Annotated in this window: 20 protein-coding genes and 2 tRNA genes; 11 read left to right on the top strand and 11 right to left on the bottom strand. The window is 70.8% G+C overall.

Going from position 1 to position 22,806, the window contains the following annotated elements; all coding sequences use genetic code 11:
- The 5 genes from KUM44_RS11690 to KUM44_RS11670 all read left to right on the top strand — a co-directional run.
- Window positions 1-2,662, top strand: a 2,662-nt coding sequence (locus KUM44_RS11690; protein WP_217207740.1) for a SpoIIE family protein phosphatase, incomplete at its 5' end; no start/stop codon positions are given.
- Window positions 2,663-2,789: 127 nt separating this feature from the next.
- Window positions 2,790-3,641, top strand: coding sequence for a PP2C family protein-serine/threonine phosphatase (locus tag KUM44_RS11685; RefSeq protein WP_217207739.1), 852 nt, complete (start codon window positions 2,790-2,792; stop codon window positions 3,639-3,641).
- Window positions 3,638-4,621, top strand: coding sequence for an MASE1 domain-containing protein (locus tag KUM44_RS11680; RefSeq protein ID WP_217207738.1), 984 nt, complete (start codon window positions 3,638-3,640; stop codon window positions 4,619-4,621). Before KUM44_RS11685 ends, KUM44_RS11680 begins: the two co-directional genes overlap by 4 nt.
- A gap of 12 nt (window positions 4,622-4,633) precedes the next feature.
- Window positions 4,634-4,858, top strand: a complete 225-nt coding sequence (locus KUM44_RS11675) for a hypothetical protein (protein ID WP_217207737.1) — start codon at window positions 4,634-4,636, stop codon at window positions 4,856-4,858.
- A 33-nt stretch (window positions 4,859-4,891) separates the two neighbouring features.
- Window positions 4,892-5,299: a DUF6233 domain-containing protein gene (locus KUM44_RS11670; RefSeq protein ID WP_217207736.1), complete on the top strand. Its 408-nt coding sequence runs from the start codon at window positions 4,892-4,894 to the stop codon at window positions 5,297-5,299.
- 569 nt (window positions 5,300-5,868) lie between these two features.
- On the opposite strand, the gene KUM44_RS11665 is transcribed toward KUM44_RS11670, so the two are convergent.
- From KUM44_RS11665 to KUM44_RS11655, 3 genes are all read right to left on the bottom strand, one after another.
- Window positions 5,869-6,090, bottom strand: a complete 222-nt coding sequence (locus KUM44_RS11665) for a hypothetical protein (RefSeq protein WP_217207735.1) — start codon at window positions 6,088-6,090, stop codon at window positions 5,869-5,871.
- A 239-nt stretch (window positions 6,091-6,329) separates the two neighbouring features.
- Window positions 6,330-6,402: transfer RNA gene (locus KUM44_RS11660), tRNA-Arg, on the bottom strand.
- A gap of 208 nt (window positions 6,403-6,610) precedes the next feature.
- Window positions 6,611-6,701, bottom strand: a tRNA-Ser gene (locus KUM44_RS11655).
- 204 nt (window positions 6,702-6,905) lie between these two features.
- Here KUM44_RS11655 and KUM44_RS11650 point away from each other — a divergent pair.
- Together KUM44_RS11650 and KUM44_RS11645 are read left to right on the top strand one after the other, a co-directional pair.
- Window positions 6,906-7,412, top strand: a complete 507-nt coding sequence (locus tag KUM44_RS11650) for an SSI family serine proteinase inhibitor (RefSeq protein WP_217207734.1) — start codon at window positions 6,906-6,908, stop codon at window positions 7,410-7,412.
- A 382-nt stretch (window positions 7,413-7,794) separates the two neighbouring features.
- Window positions 7,795-12,087: a PAS domain-containing protein gene (locus tag KUM44_RS11645; RefSeq protein WP_217207733.1), complete on the top strand. Its 4,293-nt coding sequence runs from the start codon at window positions 7,795-7,797 to the stop codon at window positions 12,085-12,087.
- 141 nt (window positions 12,088-12,228) lie between these two features.
- On the opposite strand, the gene KUM44_RS11640 is transcribed toward KUM44_RS11645, so the two are convergent.
- The 6 genes from KUM44_RS11640 to KUM44_RS11615 form a co-directional block, all read right to left on the bottom strand.
- Complete coding sequence (locus KUM44_RS11640; protein ID WP_374202028.1) at window positions 12,229-13,884, bottom strand: long-chain fatty acid--CoA ligase; 1,656 nt, start codon at window positions 13,882-13,884, stop codon at window positions 12,229-12,231.
- Window positions 13,885-14,083: 199 nt separating this feature from the next.
- Window positions 14,084-14,644, bottom strand: coding sequence for a SigE family RNA polymerase sigma factor (locus KUM44_RS11635; RefSeq protein ID WP_217207732.1), 561 nt, complete (start codon window positions 14,642-14,644; stop codon window positions 14,084-14,086).
- Window positions 14,645-14,790: 146 nt separating this feature from the next.
- Window positions 14,791-15,957, bottom strand: a complete 1,167-nt coding sequence (locus tag KUM44_RS11630) for a lipid-transfer protein (protein WP_217207731.1) — start codon at window positions 15,955-15,957, stop codon at window positions 14,791-14,793.
- Complete coding sequence (locus KUM44_RS11625; protein ID WP_217207749.1) at window positions 15,954-16,376, bottom strand: MaoC family dehydratase; 423 nt, start codon at window positions 16,374-16,376, stop codon at window positions 15,954-15,956. The genes KUM44_RS11630 and KUM44_RS11625 overlap by 4 nt, the downstream gene beginning before the upstream one ends.
- Window positions 16,377-16,405: 29 nt before the next feature.
- Window positions 16,406-17,410, bottom strand: coding sequence for a bifunctional MaoC family dehydratase N-terminal/OB-fold nucleic acid binding domain-containing protein (locus KUM44_RS11620; protein WP_217207750.1), 1,005 nt, complete (start codon window positions 17,408-17,410; stop codon window positions 16,406-16,408).
- A 313-nt stretch (window positions 17,411-17,723) separates the two neighbouring features.
- Window positions 17,724-18,050 carry a hypothetical protein gene (locus KUM44_RS11615; protein WP_217207730.1) on the bottom strand — a complete coding sequence of 109 codons (327 nt, stop codon included), beginning with the start codon at window positions 18,048-18,050 and terminating at the stop codon, window positions 17,724-17,726.
- Between the two features lie 376 nt (window positions 18,051-18,426).
- Here KUM44_RS11615 and KUM44_RS11610 point away from each other — a divergent pair, with 376 nt between their 5' ends.
- The 4 genes from KUM44_RS11610 (at window position 18,427) to KUM44_RS11595 (ending at window position 20,913) form a co-directional block, all read left to right on the top strand.
- On the top strand, window positions 18,427-19,293 hold the full coding sequence (locus tag KUM44_RS11610; RefSeq protein WP_217207729.1) for a bifunctional DNA primase/polymerase: 867 nt from the start codon (window positions 18,427-18,429) through the stop codon (window positions 19,291-19,293).
- 53 nt (window positions 19,294-19,346) lie between these two features.
- Complete coding sequence (locus KUM44_RS11605; RefSeq protein ID WP_217207728.1) at window positions 19,347-19,835, top strand: hypothetical protein; 489 nt, start codon at window positions 19,347-19,349, stop codon at window positions 19,833-19,835.
- 75 nt (window positions 19,836-19,910) lie between these two features.
- Window positions 19,911-20,444 (top strand): DinB family protein, encoded by a 534-nt coding sequence (locus KUM44_RS11600; protein ID WP_217207727.1) that lies wholly within the window; start codon window positions 19,911-19,913, stop codon window positions 20,442-20,444.
- A 100-nt stretch (window positions 20,445-20,544) separates the two neighbouring features.
- Window positions 20,545-20,913 carry an amphi-Trp domain-containing protein gene (locus KUM44_RS11595; RefSeq protein WP_217207726.1) on the top strand — a complete coding sequence of 123 codons (369 nt, stop codon included), beginning with the start codon at window positions 20,545-20,547 and terminating at the stop codon, window positions 20,911-20,913.
- A gap of 256 nt (window positions 20,914-21,169) precedes the next feature.
- On the opposite strand, the gene KUM44_RS11590 is transcribed toward KUM44_RS11595, so the two are convergent.
- The gene (locus KUM44_RS11590; protein WP_217207725.1) at window positions 21,170-21,793 is read right to left on the bottom strand and encodes a hypothetical protein; all 624 of its coding nucleotides are present in this window, start codon (window positions 21,791-21,793) and stop codon (window positions 21,170-21,172) included.
- Between the two features lie 108 nt (window positions 21,794-21,901).
- Window positions 21,902-22,804: an SUMF1/EgtB/PvdO family nonheme iron enzyme gene (locus KUM44_RS11585; RefSeq protein WP_254389383.1), complete on the bottom strand. Its 903-nt coding sequence runs from the start codon at window positions 22,802-22,804 to the stop codon at window positions 21,902-21,904.
- Window positions 22,805-22,806 lie beyond the last annotated feature (2 nt).

The raw sequence follows: 22,806 nt of genomic DNA, 5'->3' as shown, positions 1-22,806 counted from the left end.
CGGCACCCCCACCCCCACCTCCACCCCCGCCTGGCCCGGTACCGGCCTCGCCGCCCTGCCGATGTACCGGGGCAGGCGCAGCACCGGCGCGCTCAGCGTCCTGATGGGCGACCAGGGCGAACCGGGGCCCGAGCACTGGGAGTTCCTGCGTGCCGTCGTCGCCTGGACCGAGGAACGCATGGTCCAGGCACCGCCGACGGCCGGCCCCTCCCGGCCCGTACAGCCGGAGCAGAACGGCGGGCGGCTGCGCCAGGCGCTGAAGGAGGTCAGCGTCGGCTCCTGGGACTGGAACATCCAGACCGGCGAACTCATCTGGGACGAGGCGGCGCTGGAGCTGTACGGCACCCGGCCGGAGGACTACACCGCCCTGGTCGAGAACTGGATGAGGTGCGTCCACCCCGACGACCTGGCGCCGACGCTGGCCCTGGTGGACCGGGCGATCCTGGAGCACGGTGTGTTCGAGGCCGAGTACCGGGTGCGCAAACTGGACGGCAGCTGGGGCTGGACGCAGGCCCGCGGCAGGGCGACGTACGACGACAACGGCGAGCCGCAGCGGATGATAGGCGTCGGCTGGGACAGCAACGAGCCGCGGTCCGCCCGTGACGCGCTCGGCCGGGCCCTGCGCCACATGAGCGACGGCTTCCTCGCGATGGACGACGACTGGCGGATCACCTTCGCCAACCTGGAGGCCGAACGCACCCTGGGTTTCTCCGAGGAGGAGCTGTTCGGCCGGCTGCTGTGGGACCTGCCCGCCGCCGAGCAGGTGCCCGGCCTGGAGATCCGCTGCCGGCAGGCCGCCGCGGCGGAGAAGTCGGTCAGCTTCGACGTACGGCTGCCCAACGGCCGCCTGTGCCACCTCCGGTTCGTGCCGGGCCCCGACGGCCGCACCATCTACTTCACCGACGTCACCGAGAAGCGGCGGCTGGAGGAGGAGCGCCGGTCCGCCGAGCGGGCGGCGTCCGAACGGGCCGCGCGGATAGCGGAGTTGACGGAGGCGCTCGCCAAGGCGACCACCTCGAAGGACGTGGTGGACGCGGTCGCACGGCGGGTGCTGCCGCCGTTCGAGGCGACAGGCCTGGTGGTGCAGGCCGTGGAGGGCGACCGGCTGCACACCGTCGGGTCCGTCGGCTACCCGCAGGACATCCTCGCCATCCTCGACGGCCGCGAGCGTACGGAACCCAGCCCGCTGTGGGACGCGGTCCGGGCCGGCACGCCGCTGTTCATGTCCTCCCAGCGGGAGTTCGCCGCCCGCTACCCCGAGCTCGCCGACCTGCCCGCCCGCGCCGGCAAGCAGGCCTGGGCGCTGCTCCCGCTGACCGCCTCCGGGCACACCTTCGGCATCTGCGCGATCTCCTTCGACCACCCGCGCAGCCTCACCGACGAGGAGCGCACCCTCCTCACCGCGACCAGCGCCCTGGTCGCCCAGGCCCTGGAACGGGCCCGCCTCTTCGACGCCGAGCACACCCGGTCCCGCGAACTCCAGCGCAGCCTGCTCCCCCGCGACCTGCCCGACCTGCCCGCCTGCACGGCCGCCGCCCGCTACCTTCCGGCCGGCCAGGGCATGGACGTGGGCGGCGACTGGTACGACATCATCCCGCTCTCGGGCGGCCAGGTCGCCCTGGTCGTCGGCGACGTCATGGGCCACGGCCTGCCCGAGGCCGCGACGATGGGCCGGCTGCGCACCGCTGTCCACACCCTCGCCGACCTCGAACTGCCGCCCGACGAGATCATGAGCCACCTCAACGACCTCGTCGGCGGCATGGGCGAGGAGTCGTACGTGACCTGTCTGTACGCCCTCTACGACTCCACGACCCGCGTCTGCTCCATATCCAGGGCGGGCCATCCGCCGCCGGCCCTGCTGCACCCCGACGGCACGGTGGTGTTCCCGCCCCTGTCGGCCGACCCGCCGCTCGGCGCGGCCGAGCCCCCCTTCGACACGACGGAGGTCCCGGTCCCCGAGGGCAGCGTGCTGGTGCTGTACACCGACGGCCTGGTGGAGTCGTCCAAGCGCGAGATGGACGAGGGCATGGCGGCGCTCGCCGACGTCCTGCGCACCGCGCACGCGGACGGTACGGCGACGGATCTCGAACGCCTCTGCGAGCGGGTCACCTCCACCCTTCTGCCCGCCGACCAGCAGGCGGCCGATGACGCGGCCTTCCTGCTGGCCCGCCTGCACGCACTGCCCACCTCCCGCATGGCCTCCTGGCCCCTCCCCAAGGACCCCAAGGCGGCCGGCCAGGCCCGCAGCCTGATCCGCAAGCAACTCGCGGCCTGGGGCCTCGAGGACCTCACCCCCACCACCGAACTCCTCGCCAGCGAACTCGTCGGCAACGTCATCCGCCACGCCAAGGGCCCCCTCCGCCTCCGTCTCCTGCACGACGCCAACCTGATCTGCGAGGTCTTCGACGGCAGCCTGACCATGCCGCGCATACGCCGCGCCACGGAGACCGACGAGGGCGGCCGCGGGCTCCAGCTGGTCACCGCGCTGTCGCAGCGGTGGGGGACGCGGTACACGCCGACCGGCAAGTGCATCTGGACGGAACAGGCCGTACTGCCGACGACGCCGGACCCGCTGGAGCGGATGTTCCTGGGCGTGGCGGGCCTGGGGGCGGACTTCGACGGTGATCTGGACGCGCTGGCGTGGGGGGACCAGGAGTTCTAGGTACGTCGCCGGCGTGGACGGCGTACGCCACCGACGCGGCCGTTGCAGGGAGACCCTCCCGTCACCGGAGTACCGTGAGAACGCCGCATATGGCGCGGCGCTCCGCAAGATCCCGGAGTGTGATGCCATGGCCCACCGCCGCACCGATTCGGCCGGTGCCACCAGAGAGCTGCTCCAGAAGCTCGGGGATCTCACCGGCCGGATACTGGACCAGATCAAGTTCCAGCAGGCCCGCGTCGAACTCGCCGCCGCACTCCAGCGCCAGGTCCTCGCCGCGCAACTCCCGGTGCTGCCGTTTCTGCGGGCGGCGGGGCGGTACGCGCCCGCACGGGTCGGGCTGGACATCGGGGGCGACTGGTACGACGGCTTCGCGATGCCGGACGGTTCGATGGGGTTCGCGATAGGGGACGTCCAGGGCCATGACGTGGAGGCCGCGGCGCTCATGGGGCAGGTACGCACCTGTCTGCGCGCCGTCGCGACCGCCACCACCGACCCGGCCGAGGTCCTCGGCCGGACGAACGATCTCCTCGTCGCAATGGCCACCGAACTCTTCGTGACCTGCTCGTTCCTGCGCTTCGACCCGGCCACCGGAGAACTCTGCGACGCCCGCGCCGGACACGTCCCGGCCGTCTGGGCCACGAGCGACGGCCGCTGCGAGATCGTCCTCGACGACGGCGGTCTGCCGCTCGGCATCCACGCCGGCGAGCACTACCCGTCGTCCCGTCGGCTGCTGACCGGGGCGGGCGCGTTCGTGCTGCTCACCGACGGGGTGGTGGAGGGCCCGGAGTACCCGATCGACGACGGGATGAAGAGGGTGGCCGAGCTGGTCGGCGACGCCTGCTGCGCCGACCCGGACGAACTGGCCGCCGAGGTGATCAAGGTCGCCGACCTCACCGGCCACAACGACGACGCCGCGGTGCTGGTCCTGCGTTACGGACGACTCGGGGAGCGATCGGAAAGCGGCGGCGACCCGGGATGACCGGCGTGGCCTCCGACGCGCGGCTCCGGCAGTACGGCACCGAGGCCCTGAAGCTGGCCGCCGTGACCGCCGCCTACTACGGCAGCGCCAAGCTCGGCCTGGAACAGCAGCTGGTACGCGGCCAGGTCACGCCGTTCTGGCCGCCCACCGGCATCGCCCTCGTCGCCCTGATGCTGTGGGGCCTTCGGATGTGGCCGGCCATCGCGCTCGGGGCGTTCGTGGTGAACGTGACGCTCGGGCCGTCGATCCTCCCGGTCCTCGCCATCGCGGCGGGCAACACGATCGCCCCGGTCTGCGCCTGCCTCCTCCTGCGGCGCGTCGGATTCCGCACGACACTCGACCGCCTCCAGGACGCCCTCGCCCTGGTCTTCCTCGGCGCCCTGGTCGGGATGCTGCTCAGCGCGACGATCGGCACCGGCGTCCTGGTGGCCTCCGAAGCGCTGGCGGCCCGGGACTTCTGGCCGACCTGGTCGGTGTGGTGGACCGGCGACGCCATGGGGGTCCTCTTCATCACGCCGCTCCTGCCGGCCGCCCGCATGGCCCGGCTGCCCCGCGGCTCGCCCGCGTGGCGCTGGGCCGAGGCCCTGCTCCTGCTCGGCGGCACGGCGACGGTCGCCGTGGTGGCCACGCACACCTCGCTCAGCCTTCTCTTCCTCATCGTCCCCTTCCTGATCTGGGCGGCCGTCCGCTTCCAAATCCTCGGCGCCGCGCCCTGCGCCCTGATCGCCTCCCTCGTCGCGATCTACGCCGGCGCCGTCGACTCGGGCCCCTTCGCCGGCCACGATCTCCTCGCCAAGATGGTCATCCTCCAGGCCTTCAACGGCACCGTGGCCCTGACGGCCCTCCTCCTCTCAGCGATCATCGCCGAACGCAACCAGACCCTCCGGGCACTCCGGGAGGCCTGCGACGACCTCACCGAAGCCCTGTCCCGGCTCGTACCGGACCAGCCACTGGACGTGCGCAGAAAATCGAACACATGATTGAATCCAGCCATGCGACCGCGACCGTTCCCCGACGACCTGGTCCGGGCCCAGCAGGAGTGGAGCCACACCTACCACCAGCTCGCCCGGCGGCCCGGCCGAACCGAGCTGCGCCGACGCCTGTACAAGCTGTCGACCGCGGTCCTCTTCCACCCCTACTGGCAGGAGCGTGGCAGAACACCAGCGGCATGGTGGGAGCTGCGGGGCCTGGGCCGTGGGGAAAGGAGCTGGAGGTGAGGATCTCCACCGCGCGCGGCGACGGTACGGGCGATGGCCGCGCTACCGCCTGACGCCCGACGCCTCCGCGCGATCCTGGCCTATCTCGAGGCCCGGATCGCCGAGAACGAGACCGTCGGCATCTATCTGCGCCTCCAGAGCGACGCCGTACGCACGGCACTCGCCGGCACCGAGGGAGCCCCCCGAACGCCACCCGCCCCCGAGCGGCGCCGGCCGACGCTCCCCTCCTTCACGCCCCGCCACGCCAGCACCTACGTGGTCCAACAGAAGCGCACCCCCGACGGCCCGGAACCCGCCGTGATCCACACAACCGACTGCACGATGATCGAGGGCACCCCCCACCCGATCAGACCCCACGAGGCCCGTGCCGCCCTCACCGACCCCAACATCGAACCGTGCGCGTTCTGCCGCCCCGACAGCGAGTTGGGCATCCTGGACTAGCCGACGGAACCTCAGCACCGCCAACAGGCCCATTTCCGCGCAGGCGTCCACCCCGGATGCGCCCTCCACCGACGGGAAGGGCACACCGTTCCGGCGAAGTACCCGCGGGGCCGACGCGGCATGAGCGCGTGAGATCGCCGGCACACACGACGTCCAACTGTGTTGGCGAGGGTGCCGGGCTGTACCAGCCGCGGGTGCCGGGACGGCTTCGGGCCTCGCCCGTACGACCGCGAACGGAGCTGGAGGAGACGGAAACTGAGACGGCCGCACTCCTCACCGCAGCACCGGAGACAGCCCGCGGGTGGCTGTCGAACCCACCGCTAGGCGGCCTTGGGCCGCCCCGGACGCGTGCCAGGGGCGGGCTCCTGTGCCTCCTCGGGCCAGAAGATCTCGTCTTCTCCGAAGTCCGGGGCCTGGAAGGGTTTTGTCGTCGGAGGCGGCGATGCTGCACTGGAACGGCGGGGTTGCCCTTCCAGTGCCGAGAACAGCGACGTCTGGTCGATGAGAGGTCTGCCTTTCGTTACAGGTCCCCGATGGGGCCTGGTGTGCCGTGACCGGGCACAGCGGTACTAGAGCTTGGTCATCTTGGCGTACGGGCTCAAGATCCGCATTTGCGCCGAGCCGAAATCCACGAGCGCCGCGATTCCGTCCTCGATGCCGACCACCCGGCCGAGGCCGTACACATCATGGGTGACCTGATCGCCCATGGCGAAGTGCTTGAGAGCCGGTGTGACGGGGGCCTTGAAGGGGCTGGTGGGCAAGTGACGCTTCGGTGCCGCAGGCTTTGTCATGGTTCAGTATGAGCCTACGTTTATCCCGCTCGCTGTGGCCATTGGCACAGACCCGGAAGGCGGCCACCGCGTCACGCCGCTGACCTGGGGTTTTCGAGACGAGGCGAGGCGAAACTCGACCAGAGGTCACCTTCGTTGACAGCCAGGAACGCGCCGACGAAGCAGCGCAGTACAGCAACGGCTGATGTCGGCCGGTGAAACTCAAAGGCCCCGGAGTGATCCGGGGCCTTTGACCTGTGTGCACTCGGCAGGATTCGAACCTGCAACCTTCTGATCCGTAGTCAGATGCTCTATCCGTTAAGCTACGAGTGCTTGTTCTGTTTTCCGCCGCTCCCGGCCCTTCCGGCCCGCTCGCGGCGACAGGAAGAACATTACATGACTGCCGCCGCCATGTGAAATCCGTTTGCCACACCCCTTGTGACCTGCGGAAACAGCCGTACGAGGCCTTCAGTGGGCGGGCCATGAGCCGAGGGGAACGACGAAGCCCCGGTCCAGTGGACCGGGGCTTCGTGATCTAGCGCGGAGGCGGAGGGATTTGAACCCTCGATGGGCTTTAAGGCCCAAACCGCATTAGCAGTGCGGCGCCATAGACCGGACTAGGCGACGCCTCCAGCACAGCCGCTCGCGCGAGCGCGAGTGGTGCGTGCAGATGATGACACAGTCGAGCGTGCTGTCACCAATCGACCTCCACGGTACTAGGCGGGGAGGCCGCAGGGCAAAGCTCTTCCCGGCGCGCTTCGCGGACGTCGGGGCGAGGGGCACAACGTCCCCGGAGGCGGGCGCAACATCCGGGGGCGTGCGGCGTTAGTCAGGTCATGTTGCAGGTCAACCGTTCCACCGCGGCCGGGCGCCTACGCCGGGCCCTCATCGTCACCGCCGGTTCCCTCGCCGCCGTCGGCTCCACCGCCCTCGCGCCCACCGCGTACGCCCACGCCGCGCCGCTCTCCCTCGCGTCCCCGTCCCTGAAGGACGCCGGCCGCTCCGGCGATCACCTCACCGTCACCGTCCGCGACGCCGGCGGCGGTGCCGACGGGACGTACGAGCTGTCCTGTCATCCGGCCGGGGGCGATCACCCCGACGTCGGCGGCGCCTGTGCCGCGCTCGATCGCGGTACCCGGTGGGGCAAGGACACCTTCGCCCCGGTCCCGCAGGGCAGCTTCTGCACCATGCAGTACGGCGGGCCGGCCACCGCCCACGTCACCGGCACCTGGGCCGGACGGCCCGTCGACGCGCGGTTCGATCGCGGTGACGGCTGCGAGATCGCACGGTGGGACCGGCTCGTACCGCTCCTTCCCGACCTGCGGCAGTCAGGGCGGCCGTAGCCACCGGTCAAGCCTCCCCGGTCAGGGAAGCAGGGGCTCCGGTACGTCGTCGTACAGACTTTCCATGGCGGGAGAACCGGCTCCGCAAAAGTCCCGCGAAGGGCCCGCGAAGGTCTCGCGGAGCCGGATCGGCGCGGGACCGGCGCAGCATCGACGCAGGACCGGCGCAAGGCCGACGCGGTGGGGGCACCGGAAGTACACAGGAAAAGGTCTCGGCACAGGCGGTCATACGTTCTGGGTCACTTCGTCGTGCGACCTGCCTCTCATCCGGCGTCGCGAGCGCAACCCCAGCCTTTAGACTCCCTCGCGTGACACGCCGCGGGCCGGTTGGCAAGATGGCCCGAGCGGTCGGCAAGGTGCGGTAACAGGGAGGAAGCGTCTCGTGAGCAGCAGGCCATCCCGAGGCGCTGCTCGCCTCGCAGCCATACTCGACGCGCTTCCCGACGCGTTGCTGCTGGTCAACGCCAATGGGACCGTCGTCAACGCCAACACCATCGCCCTGGAGGCCTTCGAGACGCCGGGGACCGCGCTGGTGGGGCGGGGGCTCCTCGATCTGCTGCCGCAGTTCGACTCGAAGCTGATCCCGGGGTCGATGCGGCGGCCCGATCACATGGACCCGCAGGGACGGACCAAGCCGACCCGGATGATGGCCCGGCGGACCGACGGCAGCGAGTTCCCGGTCGAGGTCACGTCCGCGAATCTCGAGAACAGCCAGCAGGCCTACGACAGCTATGGCTACACGGGTGACGAGCTGCTGATGCTCGTCGTGCGGGACCTCTCCGGGACCGTCGACACCGAGGCCGAGCTGGCGCGTTCGCAGCGGCAGACCGAGATGATCCTGCGCGCCGCCTCCGAGGGGGTCGTCGGCACCGACACCGACGGGCGGATCGTCCTCGTCAATCCGGCCGCCGCTCAGATACTGGGTTATCGGGCCAGCGACCTGGGCGGCCGGGAGCTGCACACGCTCGTCCTGCACTCCCGTCCCGACGGCTCGCCCTTCCCGTACGAGGAGTCCCCGCTCGCCGACACCCTGCGCTCCGGGCGCAAGCACCGGGTGCGCGGGCAGGTGCTGTTCGCCAAGAACGGCGACAAGGTGCCGGTCGACCTGACGACCGCGCCGGTGCGCGACGGCGACCAACTCGTCGGCGCCGTGATGACCTTCGCCGACCGGCGGCCCTACGACTCCCTCGCCGAGGAGAAGACCGCCGCCGAGAAGCGGCACGCGGAGGAGCTGGAGCGGATCGCCGAGGAGCACGCCTCCGAACTGACCGGGCTGCGCCAGAAGCACGTCGCCGAGCTCGAGGAGCTCAAGGAGCAGCACGAGGAGGAACTCGCCGCGGGCGAGGAGCGGTACGCCGCGCTCGGGGAGCGGGAGAAGGACCGGTACGAGGCGCTGGCGGGTCGGCATGAGCAGCTGCTGACCCTGCTCGCCCGTTCGCTTCGGGGTCCGCTCGACGAACTCCGCCGTGAACTGGCCGCGCTCGCCGCGGACGACGCGGGGCAGTTGTGGCCCGAGGCCAACCAGGTGCTGCATCACCTGTCGGCCGGCTACTCGCGCATCACGACTCTCATCGACAACGTCCTCGGCTACCAGCAGCTCGAGACGGGCGGCGACGGGATCGTTCGTACGAAGATGATGCTCGACGCCGTCGTCGCCGCGGGTGTCGACGGGGCCGTCGAGCTCATCGGGCCCGGGCGGGTGCAGTTCGCCGTGCACGCGCCGCCCATCGAGGCCGAGGTCGACCCGCGGCGCCTCGCCACCGCGCTCGCGCATCTCGTCGCGGATGTCGCGGGGGTCGACGCGACCGGGAACTCGCCGGTGTCGGCGGGCGGTTACATGGACAACACCGTCGTGGTCGCGGCGGCGCAGCGCGGTGAGGTCGTACGGATCGAGGTGCGTGGGCCGTATGCCGGGGGAGACCCGGTGCACGAGCCGATCGTGCGCGGGATCGTGCGGGCGCACGGCGGTGTGCTCCAGACGCACGACGTGCCGGGGATGAGCGGCAGCGCCTACGTCCTCGAAGTGCCCATCGGGGGTGGGGCCGGGGCCGTTCCCGCGGCCCCCGGCGGCCCCGCCGCCCTCGAGGCCGGTACCGGGACCGAGGTCGCCGCCCAGGGTGCCGCTCAGGGCATTCAGCAGGCCGTCGAGCAGGGTGGCGGTGGCGGACGGCGGCGGGCCCGGCGGTCCTCCGTCGACGCCTTCCTGGAGAGCGACATCCCCGGTGCCGACGCCGAGGCCGGGGCCGCGGATGCCGAGGGTGTGGCCCCCACCGGACGTCGGCGCAGGCGCTCGGCGGCCGCACCCGAGCTGCCGCAGGGCGGCGATGCCTCCGGCGGTACCGGGCGGCGGCGCGGCCGGCCGGCCGAGGACGGCCAGGACGCCGTGGATGACGGGGACGGCGTCGCCGAGGGGGCCGTGGTCACGGCCGCCGAGCATGCGGCGGGGACCGCGGCGGCCGGGAACAACCTGGGCGGGACCGTACCGCCGCAGGGCGTGCCCGCGCCCGGTGGACGACGCGCCCGGCGCGACGGCGGGGAGCAGCACGCTCTGCCGCCCGCCCTGCCCGCGGCCGGTGACGCCGCTCAGCCGCCTTCCGGGTCCGGTACGGCCGGCTCGGGCGACGCTCCTCAGCCGACGGGCCGGCGTCGACGTGCCCTGGCCGCGGCGGCCGAGCGCAATGCCGCGCAGGCGCAGGAGGCGGGGCCCCGTCCGGTGTTCGCGCTGCCGCCCGCCGCGGCGGACCGTGCTGCTGCCGCGCCGGCGGAGGGGCCGGGAGACGGCACCCCCGAGCCGACTGCGCCCGCGACTCCGGCCGCCCACGCGAACATGACCCCGGCTTCGCCGGTGGCCGGCGCTCCGGGGCAGGCCCCGGTCCCGGTCGCGGTTCCGGCTCCCGGGCAGGGGACTCCCGGGGACGTACTCGGCGACGAGGGCCGGCACGACGCCGTGCCGCACGACCAGGCCGCGGACCACACCCCGCCTCAGCCGCACCCCACCAGTGCGCCGACCGGGCGTCGCCGCCGTGCCGTGGGGCAGCCGACAGAAGCGGTCGGTACGGCTGCGCAGGGCACCGCGGGGCCGACGGCTCCGGCGCAGGCGGCTTCAGCGCAGCCGGCTCTTGCACAGGCGGCTCCCGTGCAGGCCGGGCAGCCCCAGCCCGCCCCGGGTCGGCCCCTGCCCGCCGAGGCGCCCGAGCAGGGCACTCCGGCGCAGGGCGTCCCGGCCCCTCAGCCATGGCCCGCCGCGGATGACACCCCTGACGCCGGGACGGCCGTACCGGCGAACGTCGCCGCCACTCCCGTACCGCCGCATCCGAACGCCCCTCAGCCCGTACCGGGCACTCCGGCGCCGGGCACGCCACTGCCGCCGGAAGCCGGCGCGGCCGCGGCCGGGGCCGGGACCGGTCGGCAGGAGCGGGCGGCGGCCCAGCCGTTGCCGGCCGAGGCCGGTGCTTCAGGCGCCGCTGCCGCCGCCCCCGTGGACCCGAACTCGACGCAGGGGCGCGCGATCAGTGTGCGGACCTTGGGGCAGGGTGTGCCGTTCACGCGACAGGCGGCACAGGTGCAGCAGCCCGCCCCGCCCGGGCCGTCCTCGGCGACGCCTCCCCCGCATCAGACCAACGGCGGACGGCGCCGCAAGCTGGGTACACCGCCCGACCCCGCCGCGCGGGCCGGTGCCTCGGCGGAGCAGGCGGCGCGCCCGCATCCGTCGCCCGAACAACCGCCGGTACCCGCACAGCCACAGCCGCAGCCCTCGCTCGGCGGGCAGCCTCAGCCCCAGCCGTCGCTGGCCGGGCAGTCGCGGCTCGCGCCGATGACCGAGGGCGCCGGACGCTCGTACGCCATAGGTGCCCCGGACGAGAACGCCGCCGAGGGGCCCGAGCCGTTGGACGGGCCGGGCGGGGCCGTCGAGGTCGCCGACACGCCGCGGCCGCAGCCGATGGACGACGAACTGCCCCCGGAGCCGCTCGACAACCCGCGACGGCTGCTGGTGTGGCCCGCGCCGGATGTGACGACCCAGCAGGCGTTGAGCGACCGCGGCTACCGGCCGGTGATCGTGCACTCGCGCGAGGAGGTGGACGCGCAGATCGCGGCGTTCCCGGCCGCGCTGTTCGTCGACCCGCTGACCGGGCCGATCACACGGACCGCGTTGCAGTCGCTGCGGCAGGCCGCGGTCGCCGCCTCGGTGCCGGTGATGGTGACGGCGGGGCTCGGACAGGCCTCGCGGGAGGCGGCGTACGGCGCCGATCCCGCCGTACTCCTCAAGGCGCTGGCGCCTCGGGACAGTGAGCAGCACCCGCCGCGGGTGCTGCTCATCGAGGAACACGCGGAGATCGCGCTGGCGCTGACCGCGACGTTGGAGCGGCGCGGGATGCAGGTGGCGCGGGCCGCGAGTGACGCGGACGCGGTGGCGCTGGCGGGGGACTTCCGGCCGAACCTGGTCGTGATGGACCTGATGCAGGTGCATCACCGGCGGGCCGGAATCGTCGACTGGCTCCGCGCGAACGGGCAGCTGAACCGCACCCCGCTCGTCGTCTACACCGCCGCCGTCGACCAGGCCGACCTGCCCCGGCTGGCCTCCGGCGAGACGGTGCTGTTCCTGGCGGAACGGTCGACGAGCAACGAGGTGCAGAGCCGGATCGTGGACCTGCTGGCGAGGATCGGGACCAACTGAGAAAGGGTGCGGTGGCGCCTCTGAAAGGGCGCGGGACTGTGTCGATGTGCGGCTACCGCCGCGTGGGCGCGAGCAACACGAACAGCCCGCGCCCGCCCGACAGTTCCCCGCAACGGCGCCCTCCGGGGCGCCGTCGAGCCGTCAGAGCTCGGTGACGTCCAGGTCACCCTCCGCGTACTGCCTGCGCAGCACCTTCTTGTCGAACTTGCCGACGCTCGTCTTCGGCACGGCGGCGATAACCGTCCAGCGCTCCGGCAGCTGCCACTTGGCGATCTTGCCCTCGTCGGCGAGGAAGGTGCGCAGGGTCTCGAAGTCGGTGGTGGCGCCCTCCTTGAGGACGACCGTGGCCAGCGGGCGCTCGCCCCACTTCTCGTCGGGGACGGCGACCACGGCGGCCTCGGCGACGTCCGGGTGGGACATCAGCGCGTTCTCCAGCTCGACCGAGGAGATCCACTCGCCGCCGGACTTGATGACGTCCTTGGCACGGTCGGTGAGCGTGAGGAAGCCGTCGGGGGAGATGATGCCGACGTCGCCGGTCTTGAGCCAGCCGTCCTCGCTGAACTTGTCGGCGGGGCGCAGGGGTTCGGCGTCGGGGCCGTTGTAGTAGGCGCCCGCGATCCAGGGGCCGCGCACCTCCAGCTCGCCGGCCGACTCGCCGTCCCACGGGATGCGCTCGCCGCCGGGGCCGGTGAGGCGGGCCTCGACGCTCGTCGGGAAACGGCCCTGGGTGAGCCGGTACGCGAACTCCTCCTCCGTACCGACCACGTGGGCCGGCGGCCGGGCGATCGTGCCGAGCGGGGAGGTCTCCGTCATGCCCCAGGCGTGGCAGACCCGCATGCCCAGCTTGTCGAACGCCTCCATCAGCGAGGGCGGACAGGCCGAACCGCCGATGGTGACTTGGCCGAGGGTGGAGACGTCCCGCGGCTTCGCCGTGAGCTCGGCGAGCAGGCCCTGCCAGATGGTGGGCACGGCGGCCGCGTGGGTCGGCTTCTCGCCCTCGATCATCTCGGCGAGCGGCGCGGGCTGGAGGAAGCGGTCCGGCATCAGCATGTTGACGCCGGTCATGAAGGTGGCGTGCGGCAGGCCCCAGGCGTTGACGTGGAACTGCGGCACCACGATCAGCGAGGTGTCCTGGTCCGTCAGCCCCATCGACTGGGCCATGTTGACCTGCATGGAGTGCAGGTAGACCGAACGGTGGGAGTAGACGACGCCCTTCGGGTCCCCGGTCGTCCCGGAGGTGTAGCACATGGCGGCGGCCTGACGCTCGTCCAGCTCCGGCCAGTCGTACGTCGTCGGCTTCCCGGCGATCAGCTCCTCGTACTCGTGCACCCGCACGGCCGCGCCCGCCAGCCCGGAACGGTCACCCGGCCCCGACACCACCACGTGCTCCACCGTCTTGAGGTGGGGCAGGAGCGGGGCGAGCAGGGGGAGGAGCGAACCGTTGGCGATCACGACCCGGTCGGCCGCGTGGTTGACGATCCAGGCCAGCTGCTCGGCCGGGAGGCGCAGGTTGAGGGTGTGCAGGATCGCGCCCATGGAGGGGATCGCGAAGTAGGCCTCGACGTGCTCGGCGTTGTTCCACATCAGGGTCGCGACCCGTTCGTCGCCGGTCACGCCCAGGTCCTCGCGCAGGGCGTGCACCAGCTGTGCCGCACGGGCACCGACCTCGGCGAAGGAACGGCGGTGCGGCTCGGCCTCGCCGGTCCAGGTGGTGACCTGCGATGTGCCGTGGATCGTCGACCCGTGGGTCAGGATCCTCGAGATCAGCAGCGGTACGTCCTGCATGGTGCTCAGCACGGCGGTCCTCCCGGGGCGACATTGCCTACGCGGTGGTAAGGGTTGCGGAGATTCTGCGCGCATACCGCGCGGTATGTCACTAGGGACGGGCGATCGATCATGTCACGTTGCGTTCACAGAGCTCTCCCGCTAGGGGTGGGTGAAACCCCGCCGCCGTATGTGGGGGCGCGTATTGCGCGGCGCTCCCCATGCTCCGGTCCTACCGAACCAGCCCCAGCTCAGGATCCTCGCGCAGCTTCCCGAGCGCTCTCGACACCGCCGACTTCACCGTGCCGACGGAGACGCCGAGCACCTCGGCCGTCTGGACCTCGCTGAGATCCTCGTAGTACCGCAGGACGACCATGGCCCGCTGCCGCGCCGGCAGCCGCATGATCGCGCGCCACATGGCGTCGTGCAGCGCCTGCTGCTCGGCCGGGTCGTTGTCGTGCCCGGGCAGGGGCTCCGGCTCGGGCAGCTCGTCGCAGGCGAATTCGTCGACCTTGCGCTTGCGCCACTGCGATGTCCGCGTGTTCAGCAGCGCCCTGCGCACATAGCCGTCGAGGGCACGATGGTCCTCGATACGCTCCCAGGCCACGTATGTCTTGGTCAGCGCGGTCTGCAGCAGGTCCTCCGCGTCGCTCGGGTTCGCGGTCAGCGACCGGGCGGTACGCAGCAGCACCGGCTGGCGGGCCCGCATGTACGACGTGAAGGAGGGATACGTCGCATTCGGCAGGGACCGCGTCGCGGCGTCGGAAGCGCTGGTGCAGACGGGTGTGGTCATGGCTCCACGCTATGAGCGGGCCCTGCTTCAGCGGATCGGCCGCAGGTGCCGAAGCGACGTCCGCCTCAGGTTGTAGGGGTGGGGCCGACTCCACCTCCTGAAGGTGGACGAGCGGGGGACACCTACTGCGGGATTACCCCTGGGGGTCATCGGTCCGCCGTAAGGACCAGCCCCGACGTCGGCACCCCGGTCCCCGCCGTCACCAGCACCCTTTCCGCCCCGGCTATCTGGTTCACGGACGTCCCGCGCACCTGTCTCACTCCCTCTGCGATCCCGTTCATCCCGTGCAGATACGCCTCCCCGAGCTGCCCTCCATGCGTGTTGAGCGGCAACCGCTCCTCGGCCACGAAGCCCCCTCCCTCTCCCTTCCCACAGAACCCGAACTCCTCGAGCTGCATGACGACGTAAGGGGTGAAGTGGTCGTAGAGGATCACCACGTCGATCTCCCCCGGCCCCAACCCAGCCGTCCGCCACAGCCGGCGTGCCACCACGGCCATCTCGGGCAGGCCGGTGAGGTCGTCCCGGTAGAAGCTCGTCATCTGCTCCTGTCCTCGGCCGGCGCCCTGGGCCGCCGCCGCTATGACGGCCGGCGGGCGGGGCAGATCACGGGCCCGCTCGACGGACGTGACGACGATCGCCTGGCCACCGTCCGTCTCCTGGCAGCAGTCCAGCAACCGCAGCGGCTCGACGATCCAGCGCGAGGCCGCGTGGTCGGCGAGGGTGATGGGTCTGCCGTGGAAGTAGGCGGCCGGGTTGGTCGCCGCGTACTTGCGGTCGGTCACCGCCACATGCCCGAACACATCCGGCGTCAGCCCGTAGGTGTGCAGATACCGCTGGGCCGCCATCGCCACCCAGGAGGCCGGGGTGAGCAGCCCGAACGGCAGGGACCAGCCCAGCGCCACACCCTCCGCCGAGGGCTCCCGGTGCTGCACGCCCGAGCCGAATCTCCGGCCCGACCGCTCGTTGAAGGCCCGGTAGCAGACCACCACCTCCGCGACGCCCGTCGCCACGGCCAGCGCCGCCTGCTGGACCGTCGCACAGGCAGCGCCGCCGCCGTAGTGCACACGGGAGAAGAAGGACAGCTCCCCCATCCCGCAGGCCTGGGCCACGGTGATCTCCGGGCTGGTGTCCATCGTGAACGTCACCATCCCGTCCACGTCCCGCGGCGTGAGCCCTGCATCGTCCAGGGCGGCCCGCACCGCCTCCACGGCCAGCCGCAGCTCACTGCGCCCGGAGTCCTTCGAGAAGTCGGTGGCCCCCACACCGGCGATCGCCGCTCGCCCGGCCAGGGCGTCCTTCGCTCGCACGCTCATGCCGGGCTCTCCGACGGTGTGACGGTGACCGCCGCCCCGCCCGGCACCGTGACCGTCACCGTGCCGGTCACGTGCTTGCCGATGCCGTTCGCGCCGACCACCCGAACCGTCGCCGTGTCGCCGTCGACCTCCTCGACGCGCCCCGTCAACACCATCGTGTCCCCGGGATAGTTGGGCGCTCCGAGTCGTATGGCCACTCTGCGCAGTTCGGCCGTGGGTCCGAAGTGGTCGGTGATGTAGCGGCCGACCAGGCCGTTCGTCGTCAGGATGTTCATGAAGATGTCCGGGGAGCCCTTCTGGCGGGCCGACTCCGCGTCGTGGTGGACATCTTGATAGTCGCGTGAGGCGATGGCCCCGGCGACGACCAGTGTGCGGGTGATCGGGATCTCCAGCGGGGGCAGTTCGTCACCAGCCGTCAGATGCCTTGCCGTCACCCCCTCACCGCCCCTCATGTGCCGACCTCCTGCATCTCCTGCTTCTCCTGCATCTCCTGCATGTCCGCCGTCTCCGGCATCTCCTGGGGCTCCTGAGCGCGCCAGACCGGCAGCACCAACTCCTCGTCGCACTCCTGGAATTCGAGCCGAACCGGCAACCCGATCCGGACCTTGTCGTACGGCACCCCGAGGACATTGCCGATCATCCGAACCCCCTCGGCCAGTTCGATCAGCCCGACCGCATAGGGAGGATCGAAGGCGGGGAAGGGCGGGTGGTGCATCACGACGTACGAATAGACCGTCCCCTCACCGCTCGCCTCGACCGTGTCCCAGTCCAGTCCGCCGCAGGCGTTGCAGCCGGGCAGCCAGGGGTGACGGAGAGTGCCGCAGCCGGTGCAGCGCTGGATGAGGAGTCTGTGCTGCTGGACGCCCTCCCAGAAGGCGGCGTTGTCGCGGTTGACGACGGGGCGGGGGCGTGCGGGCTTCTGCGACCGGTCGCGTCGGGCCGGGCTGCCTCCCGGGCCGTCCGCCCGGCGTGGCGGCGCGTACTTGAGGATGCGGAAGCGGTGGGTGCCCGCGAGGTCGGGGCCGACGCGGATGTCCATGCGGGTCGTGACGAAGTACCCGGTGCCGAGCCTGGTCGTCTTCTTCTCCGAGACCGACTCGATCACCGAGTCGTAGGTGATCTCGTCCCCGGGCCGCAGGGGCCGTAGATACTCCTGCTCACAGTCCGTGGCGACCACGGAGGTGCAGCCGGCCTCGTCGAGCAGGCCGAGCAGTTCGTCGTACGCGTGCGTGCCTCTCGTATGGCCGGAGAGGCCGCTCATGGTCCACGCCTGGAGCATGGTGGGCGGTGCGATGGCGTCCGGCCCCGAGTACGCCGGGTTGGTGTCGCCCATCGCCTCGCACCAGTGGCGGATCATGGGCGCGTTGACGGGGTCCTTGCCGACACGGGCCACGGCGGCGCGCTGCCCCTCGTAGATCTTCAGACGCGTCTCGAACGCGTCGTCCGCTTCCACGTCCGCCACATGGCTCACCACCGGTTCGTAGCTCACCGTCGCCCCCTCGCCCTCATCGCCCACGGCGCATCGCACTGACACTTCTGGTACACCGCGACCGCCGATCCGGTTCCCACGAAAATCCACGGGCCCCACGAAGGTTTCTGACTGTCCGTCAGATGTAGCGCACTGTCAAGGCCGCAGGGAGCAACGGGAAAACGCCTGCGCGGCGGCACCGAAGTACCGCCGCGCAGGCGCGTCACACCCCACAGAGCACACCCCACACAACTCCGAGGAGGCCGGTGCTGAGCACCGGGGCACCGGCCCCCTCAGCTCACCACCACAGGGGGGTGAAGTTGACGGACGTGTTGTCGTTGCCCTGGTTGACCGACGTGAATGCGGAGCCGTTGACCTGGGCCGTGTTGCTCTGGTTCGAGGCACCGGAGCCGGTCGCCTGCTGCTGGGTGGTGGACGAGGTGCCGTAGTTGTCGCCGCCGACCCCGCTGCCGATGAGGCCCTGCGCGGCGTTCGTGACGGCCGCACTGGATCCGTCGTCCGCGAAGGCGCCGCTGTCAGCCGTCGCGACGCCGGCGAACAGGACGGCGGCCAGCGGGAGGGCGGAGACGGCGGCGATGACGCGGGCGGTACGGATGCTTGCCATGTTGTTCCTCCAGAACAGGTGCGCCCAGGCTCCCCGCCGGGCGCATTGGTGGTGCATGAAGTACTGCGCTTTCCAAGGCAGTTGGCCGACCGCCCCGGAGTTCTGCACGACGTCGCGAGACCAGAGTTGCCCACCGAATCCCCGGCGAACCACCCCGGAAGCCCCTATTCGCCCTGAAGCGTGATGACAAGTCGATAAACCCCTTTCGTCACTTCCCGCACTCATGTCAGGGCAGTACGGCCACCTCCACCCCAAGCGCCACAAGAGGGGAAAGGTTCCGGCAGCCTTCCGGCCATTCACCATGGAGCGGCGCGTCGGCGGCAGGTCACACCCATCACCCCTTTCTTTTTTCGAACACTCGTACGAACATGGAGGCATGGCCACCACCGACCGGCAGGCCACGACGCTGGCCCTCGCACACGCCCTGTCAGCCGCCGAGCGCGGACTGGCCGTCATCCCCCTGTCCCGGACGAAGCTCCCGGCCCTGCGCTCCCCGCACCGCGACGACCCCGACCCCGCCCCCTGCCACGGCGAGTGCGGCCGCTTCGGACACGGGGTCTACGACGCCTCCACCGACCCCGCCCGCATACGCGAGCTCTTCGCCGCCGCCCCCTGGGCCACGGGCTACGGCATCGCCTGCGGCCTGCCCCCGCACCACCTCATCGGCATCGACCTCGACACCAAATCCGGTACCGACGCCTCCGCCGCCCTGCGCGAACTGGCCCTGCGCCACCTGTTCACGATTCCGCCCACGGTCGTCGTCCTGACCCCGAGCGGCGGCCGTCACCTCTGGCTGACCGGCCCGCCGGACGTCGTCGTCCCCAACTCGGCGGGCCGCCTCGCACCCGGCATCGACATCCGCGGCGCCGGCGGCTACCTCGTCGGACCCGGCTCCCGCACCGACCACGGCGTCTACAGCACCGCCCCGGCCACCTCCCACATCGGTCCCGCGCCCTGTCCACGCGCCCTCCTGCGCCTTCTGCTCCCCCCGCCCCGCACGCACCACCTCACCCCCCTCTCGGCCGGCGGCCACGGCCAGGGGCTCGTCCAGTTCGTGCTCGCCGCGCACGAGGGCCAGCGCAACACCCGTCTGTTCTGGGCGGCCTGTCGCGCCTACGAGGACGGCATCGGCCCCGCACTCGTAGACCCCCTGGTCGAGGCGGCGCTCAACACCGGCCTGACCGAACGCGAGGCCCGCGCGACGATCGCGTCAGCGGCGCGGATGACGGGGCACCGGCCCTGACGGACGCCTGCGCCCAGACACCCGACCGGGGCTTGAACACGCACGGGAGCACGATGCACCACCGCCCGAAAACGCCGACGATGTCACTCACCCGTGTCGTCCTCGCCTCCGGCCGCTCACTCGACCTCTCCGAGCTGCGGCTGTCCGCGACGTACGGCGGAATGCTCGGAATGTTCGGGACGCCGCAGGGCTACCCGTGCAAGCCGGTCAACGACCTGAAGATCAAGGGGCTCGTCCGCGCCGCGGCACGCGCCCACCCTTCCGTGCCGGTGCACCTCGTCCCGCCGCCGCGCGAGTATCCCGACCAGTACGCGGGCGCGTTCGGGCCGGTCGAGGTGCTGCCCGCCGTGGCCTGCGTCGGCGCCTTCCACTCCACGGCCCTCGACCGCGACCACGACCCGGTCCTGCGCCGCTCCGCCCTCACGATCGTCTGGTTCCAGCCCACCGCGCGCGTGCCGGACGGCTCCGACGCGGAGGAGACGCTGCGGGGCGTGGACTGGGAGGCCTTGGCGCGGGACTACGAGCTCCAGGGCTTGGCTTGAGTCGGTACTCCCGAACAGGCCGTAGCGGAGAAATCGGCTTGCCCCGGAAGGGACCCCCTGTGCCAGGCTCGGTCGATGAGCGCTTCCCGACGTGAGCTGCTGCGCTGGCAGTACGACCTGACCTGGGCGTTGTTCGAGTACCACCTGGAACGGCTGCGGCCCGAGGACTTCCTGTGGGAACCGGGGCCGCACTGCTGGACGGTGCGTCAGGCCGCCGACGGCTCCTGGGTGCCGGACTGGGCGGAGACCGAGCCCGACCCCGTCCCCGTGCCGACGATCGCCTGGGTGAGCTGGCACATCGGCTGGTGGTGGAGCGTGGCCACCGACCACCTGCACGGCCGCCCGCCCCGGGAGCGCACCGACATCACCTGGCCCGGCGACGGCAAGTCGACTGTCGCCTGGCTGCGCGACCTGCGCACGGACTGGCTGGCGGCCCTGGACGCACTCGACGACGACACGGCCCTGGACGCCAGGGCACCGTTCCCCTGGCCGAACGACCCGGAGTACACCGTCGCCCACATGATCGGCTGGGTGAACGCCGAACTGATGAAGAACGTCGCGGAGATCGGGCAGCTACGGCTGCTGCTGCGGGCTCAGCCGGAGCGCTGAGCCGTCCCACCGACGACGCCAAAAGGCGCCGAGATGTCCCCTTTGCCTCCTCGCTCCAGACTATGAATGTCAGCTGTTCGCGTGCTGGATCGGAGCTGCCATGACGGACCTCAAGTTTGAGCAGAAGCGCTCGCTGTCACGCCTTGAGGCGGCTGATCAGCTCACGGCGCTCGCGGCCGCGTTGCGGCAGGGCGGAGATGCCGAGCTGGAGCTCGAGCCATGGAAGTTGAGCCTCCGGGTCCCCTCCGACCTTCACAGCGAGATCGAGGTCGAGGTCGGTGACGGGGAGATCGAGCTGGAGATCGAGCTCAAGTGGTCGACCGCGTCGGACGCCCGGCCCACGGAGCCCGAGGCGTCGGCAGGCACGGAGAAGTCCGGGGGCAGGCGGAAGAGCGCGGCCGCCGGTTCCGGGGGAACTCGCGCGGGTGGGGGCAGAACCGCGAAACGGACTGCCGCGAAGAAGTCCTGAGCGGCTCGGTCAGGTGCGCTGACGTCGAAGGCCCCCGACCGATTCTGCTGGTCAGGGGCCGTTCTGTGCTGCTCATCGCGCGGTGGGTGTGGGATTTGAACCCACGGTGACTCGCGCCACGACGGTTTTCAAGACCGATACGGATCAGCTACGGGGGGACGGCCTGACCTGCGCAGACTCCGTCTTGGAATACCGAAGTCTGGTCCATGGCCCACGCATGGCCCATAGGCGCTGAAGTCAGCACTCCGGACCAAGATCACTCCGACGCCGGGGAGGCACTGGTTTCCCGCTCCATTACGCGCTTCTTGCGTTTGGGCAGAAGGCGCTGCGTCGCCGCCCACGACCGTGCGGCGACTCGGCCAGCAGCCTGACCGACGTGGCGGTGCAACTGCCACCATCGTGGCGTGTACCAGAGCTCCGTTCGACAGACCTGGATGAACTGGTTGGCGGCCTCTTCAACCAGGTCGCTCAACTCTTTAATTTCCGGCTCAAGAGCGTCACATTTCAGTTGGTGCGCTGCACGCATTCCTGTGTTAACGCGCTCGGCTGCGGCAACGATCGCTTCCGTACCCACTAGTTCGAGCTCAAACTGTGCGTACATGTACTCCTCGTGAGCTTCTCGCACATACGCGCCAAGCTCTCTACGTATCTGCCATTGGGCTTCTGAAGCTGACCGCCCTTCAGCCGTCAGCATTCGAAAATGACCCACGCGTTCAACCCGTGCATACAGGTAGGCAATCGCAGCCATAGCGAACCGCGTGTATACGTCCCGCCGCTCCTCGCGACTGCCAAGACGTACGACCCGAATCTTCGGCTGTCGCAGCGCCTTCAATGCGCTGCTGCCGACACGCGTAGCTGCATTCAATGCCGCAAGATCCATTCAAACCGCCTCCCCGTGCCGGAACCGTCATGTACGCGGCGCCTCCCTGCGTCCGCCCCGTCCAACCGATACGTCATCCCTTATGAGGGACTATCTGCGTCAACGACGCTACGCAGCGGAATCCGGTGTCGTCGTCATGCATTGTGTCGTTGGCGTCGTTGGGACGGCCGGCGCCCCCCGGAACAGAGGGCTCGTGAAGGCGCTGCCGCGGAGTTGGTACCGCCCTGGCGTGGTCGGCGTTGCGAGCCATTCCCACACGTTGCCCACCATGTCGTAGACCCCGTAAGGCGAAACGCCGCTGTGGTACCGAGAGACGGACGTGGTGCGCTCCACGCCGGTCTCTCGGACGTTGCACTTCGCGGCAGTCTTCTGGTCCCCCCACGGGAAGGTGCGGCCGGAGATACCGCGCGCTACTTTCTCCCACTGCTCGGCCGAAGGCAGCGACTTTCCTGCCCACGCCGCATACGCGTTCGCGTCTCGCCAGGTCACGTGCACCACGGGGTGGTCGTACAGCTCGCGCGGACATCGGCCGTTCTCCCAGTGCTCAGGCACGGGGTGCCGAGTGGCCGCACAGAACCGCGCGTAGTCGGCATTGGTCGTCGGGAACGTGTCTATGTGGAATTCGTCCACCCACACGGGCTCATCGTCCTCACCTGACAAAAAGATTCCCTCTGGGATGTGCGCCATGAGCTTTCCGTCGCCCGGGTGCTTCACGTATTCGCCGCTGCTCGTCTCCTCGCCGTCAGGCTCGATGATGGCGTGAGCGGGGACATCATCCGCCGCCAGGATGCCGACGAAGCGTCCTTGGGCGTCCTTGTCGGCTTTGGCAAGCAGGGTGTCCAAGGCGGCCTGATTCACCATGCGGAGGGAGGCCTGTTCACCGTCGGCCTCCCACCGAGAAACGATGCGATCGGATACCCCGAGCTTCTCGGCAAACTCCATAAGGCTCATGCGCACGGCTTCGCGCAGGGCCTTGACTTCACGTCCGGTCCATTTCGTAACGAGTGGCATGG

Origin of the sequence: Streptomyces sp. AC550_RSS872 (assembly GCF_019049285.1) — a bacterium.
In the GTDB taxonomy this organism is placed as follows: Bacteria; Actinomycetota; Actinomycetes; order Streptomycetales; family Streptomycetaceae; genus Streptomyces.
The sequence above is the reverse complement of the archived record's forward strand: the minus strand, read 5'-3'. Positions and strand labels throughout refer to the sequence as shown.

Bases quoted from the DNA above. Each gene is read 5' to 3' on its own strand.
- KUM44_RS11605 (WP_217207728.1), top strand. From the start codon at position 19,347: ATGCACCACCGCCCGAAAACGCCGACGATGTCACTCACCCGTGTCGTC.
- KUM44_RS11600 (WP_217207727.1), top strand. From the start codon at position 19,911: ATGAGCGCTTCCCGACGTGAGCTGCTGCGCTGGCAGTACGACCTGACC.
- KUM44_RS11615 (WP_217207730.1), bottom strand. From the start codon at position 18,050: ATGGCAAGCATCCGTACCGCCCGCGTCATCGCCGCCGTCTCCGCCCTC.
- KUM44_RS11665 (WP_217207735.1), bottom strand. From the start codon at position 6,090: ATGACAAAGCCTGCGGCACCGAAGCGTCACTTGCCCACCAGCCCCTTC.
- KUM44_RS11680 (WP_217207738.1), top strand. From the start codon at position 3,638: ATGACCGGCGTGGCCTCCGACGCGCGGCTCCGGCAGTACGGCACCGAG.
- KUM44_RS11630 (WP_217207731.1), bottom strand. From the start codon at position 15,957: ATGAGCGTGCGAGCGAAGGACGCCCTGGCCGGGCGAGCGGCGATCGCC.
- KUM44_RS11585 (WP_254389383.1), bottom strand. From the start codon at position 22,804: ATGCCACTCGTTACGAAATGGACCGGACGTGAAGTCAAGGCCCTGCGC.
- KUM44_RS11610 (WP_217207729.1), top strand. From the start codon at position 18,427: ATGGCCACCACCGACCGGCAGGCCACGACGCTGGCCCTCGCACACGCC.
- KUM44_RS11650 (WP_217207734.1), top strand. From the start codon at position 6,906: ATGTTGCAGGTCAACCGTTCCACCGCGGCCGGGCGCCTACGCCGGGCC.
- KUM44_RS11685 (WP_217207739.1), top strand. From the start codon at position 2,790: ATGGCCCACCGCCGCACCGATTCGGCCGGTGCCACCAGAGAGCTGCTC.
- KUM44_RS11675 (WP_217207737.1), top strand. From the start codon at position 4,634: ATGCGACCGCGACCGTTCCCCGACGACCTGGTCCGGGCCCAGCAGGAG.
- KUM44_RS11635 (WP_217207732.1), bottom strand. From the start codon at position 14,644: ATGACCACACCCGTCTGCACCAGCGCTTCCGACGCCGCGACGCGGTCC.
- KUM44_RS11590 (WP_217207725.1), bottom strand. From the start codon at position 21,793: ATGGATCTTGCGGCATTGAATGCAGCTACGCGTGTCGGCAGCAGCGCA.
- KUM44_RS11595 (WP_217207726.1), top strand. From the start codon at position 20,545: ATGACGGACCTCAAGTTTGAGCAGAAGCGCTCGCTGTCACGCCTTGAG.
- KUM44_RS11670 (WP_217207736.1), top strand. From the start codon at position 4,892: ATGGCCGCGCTACCGCCTGACGCCCGACGCCTCCGCGCGATCCTGGCC.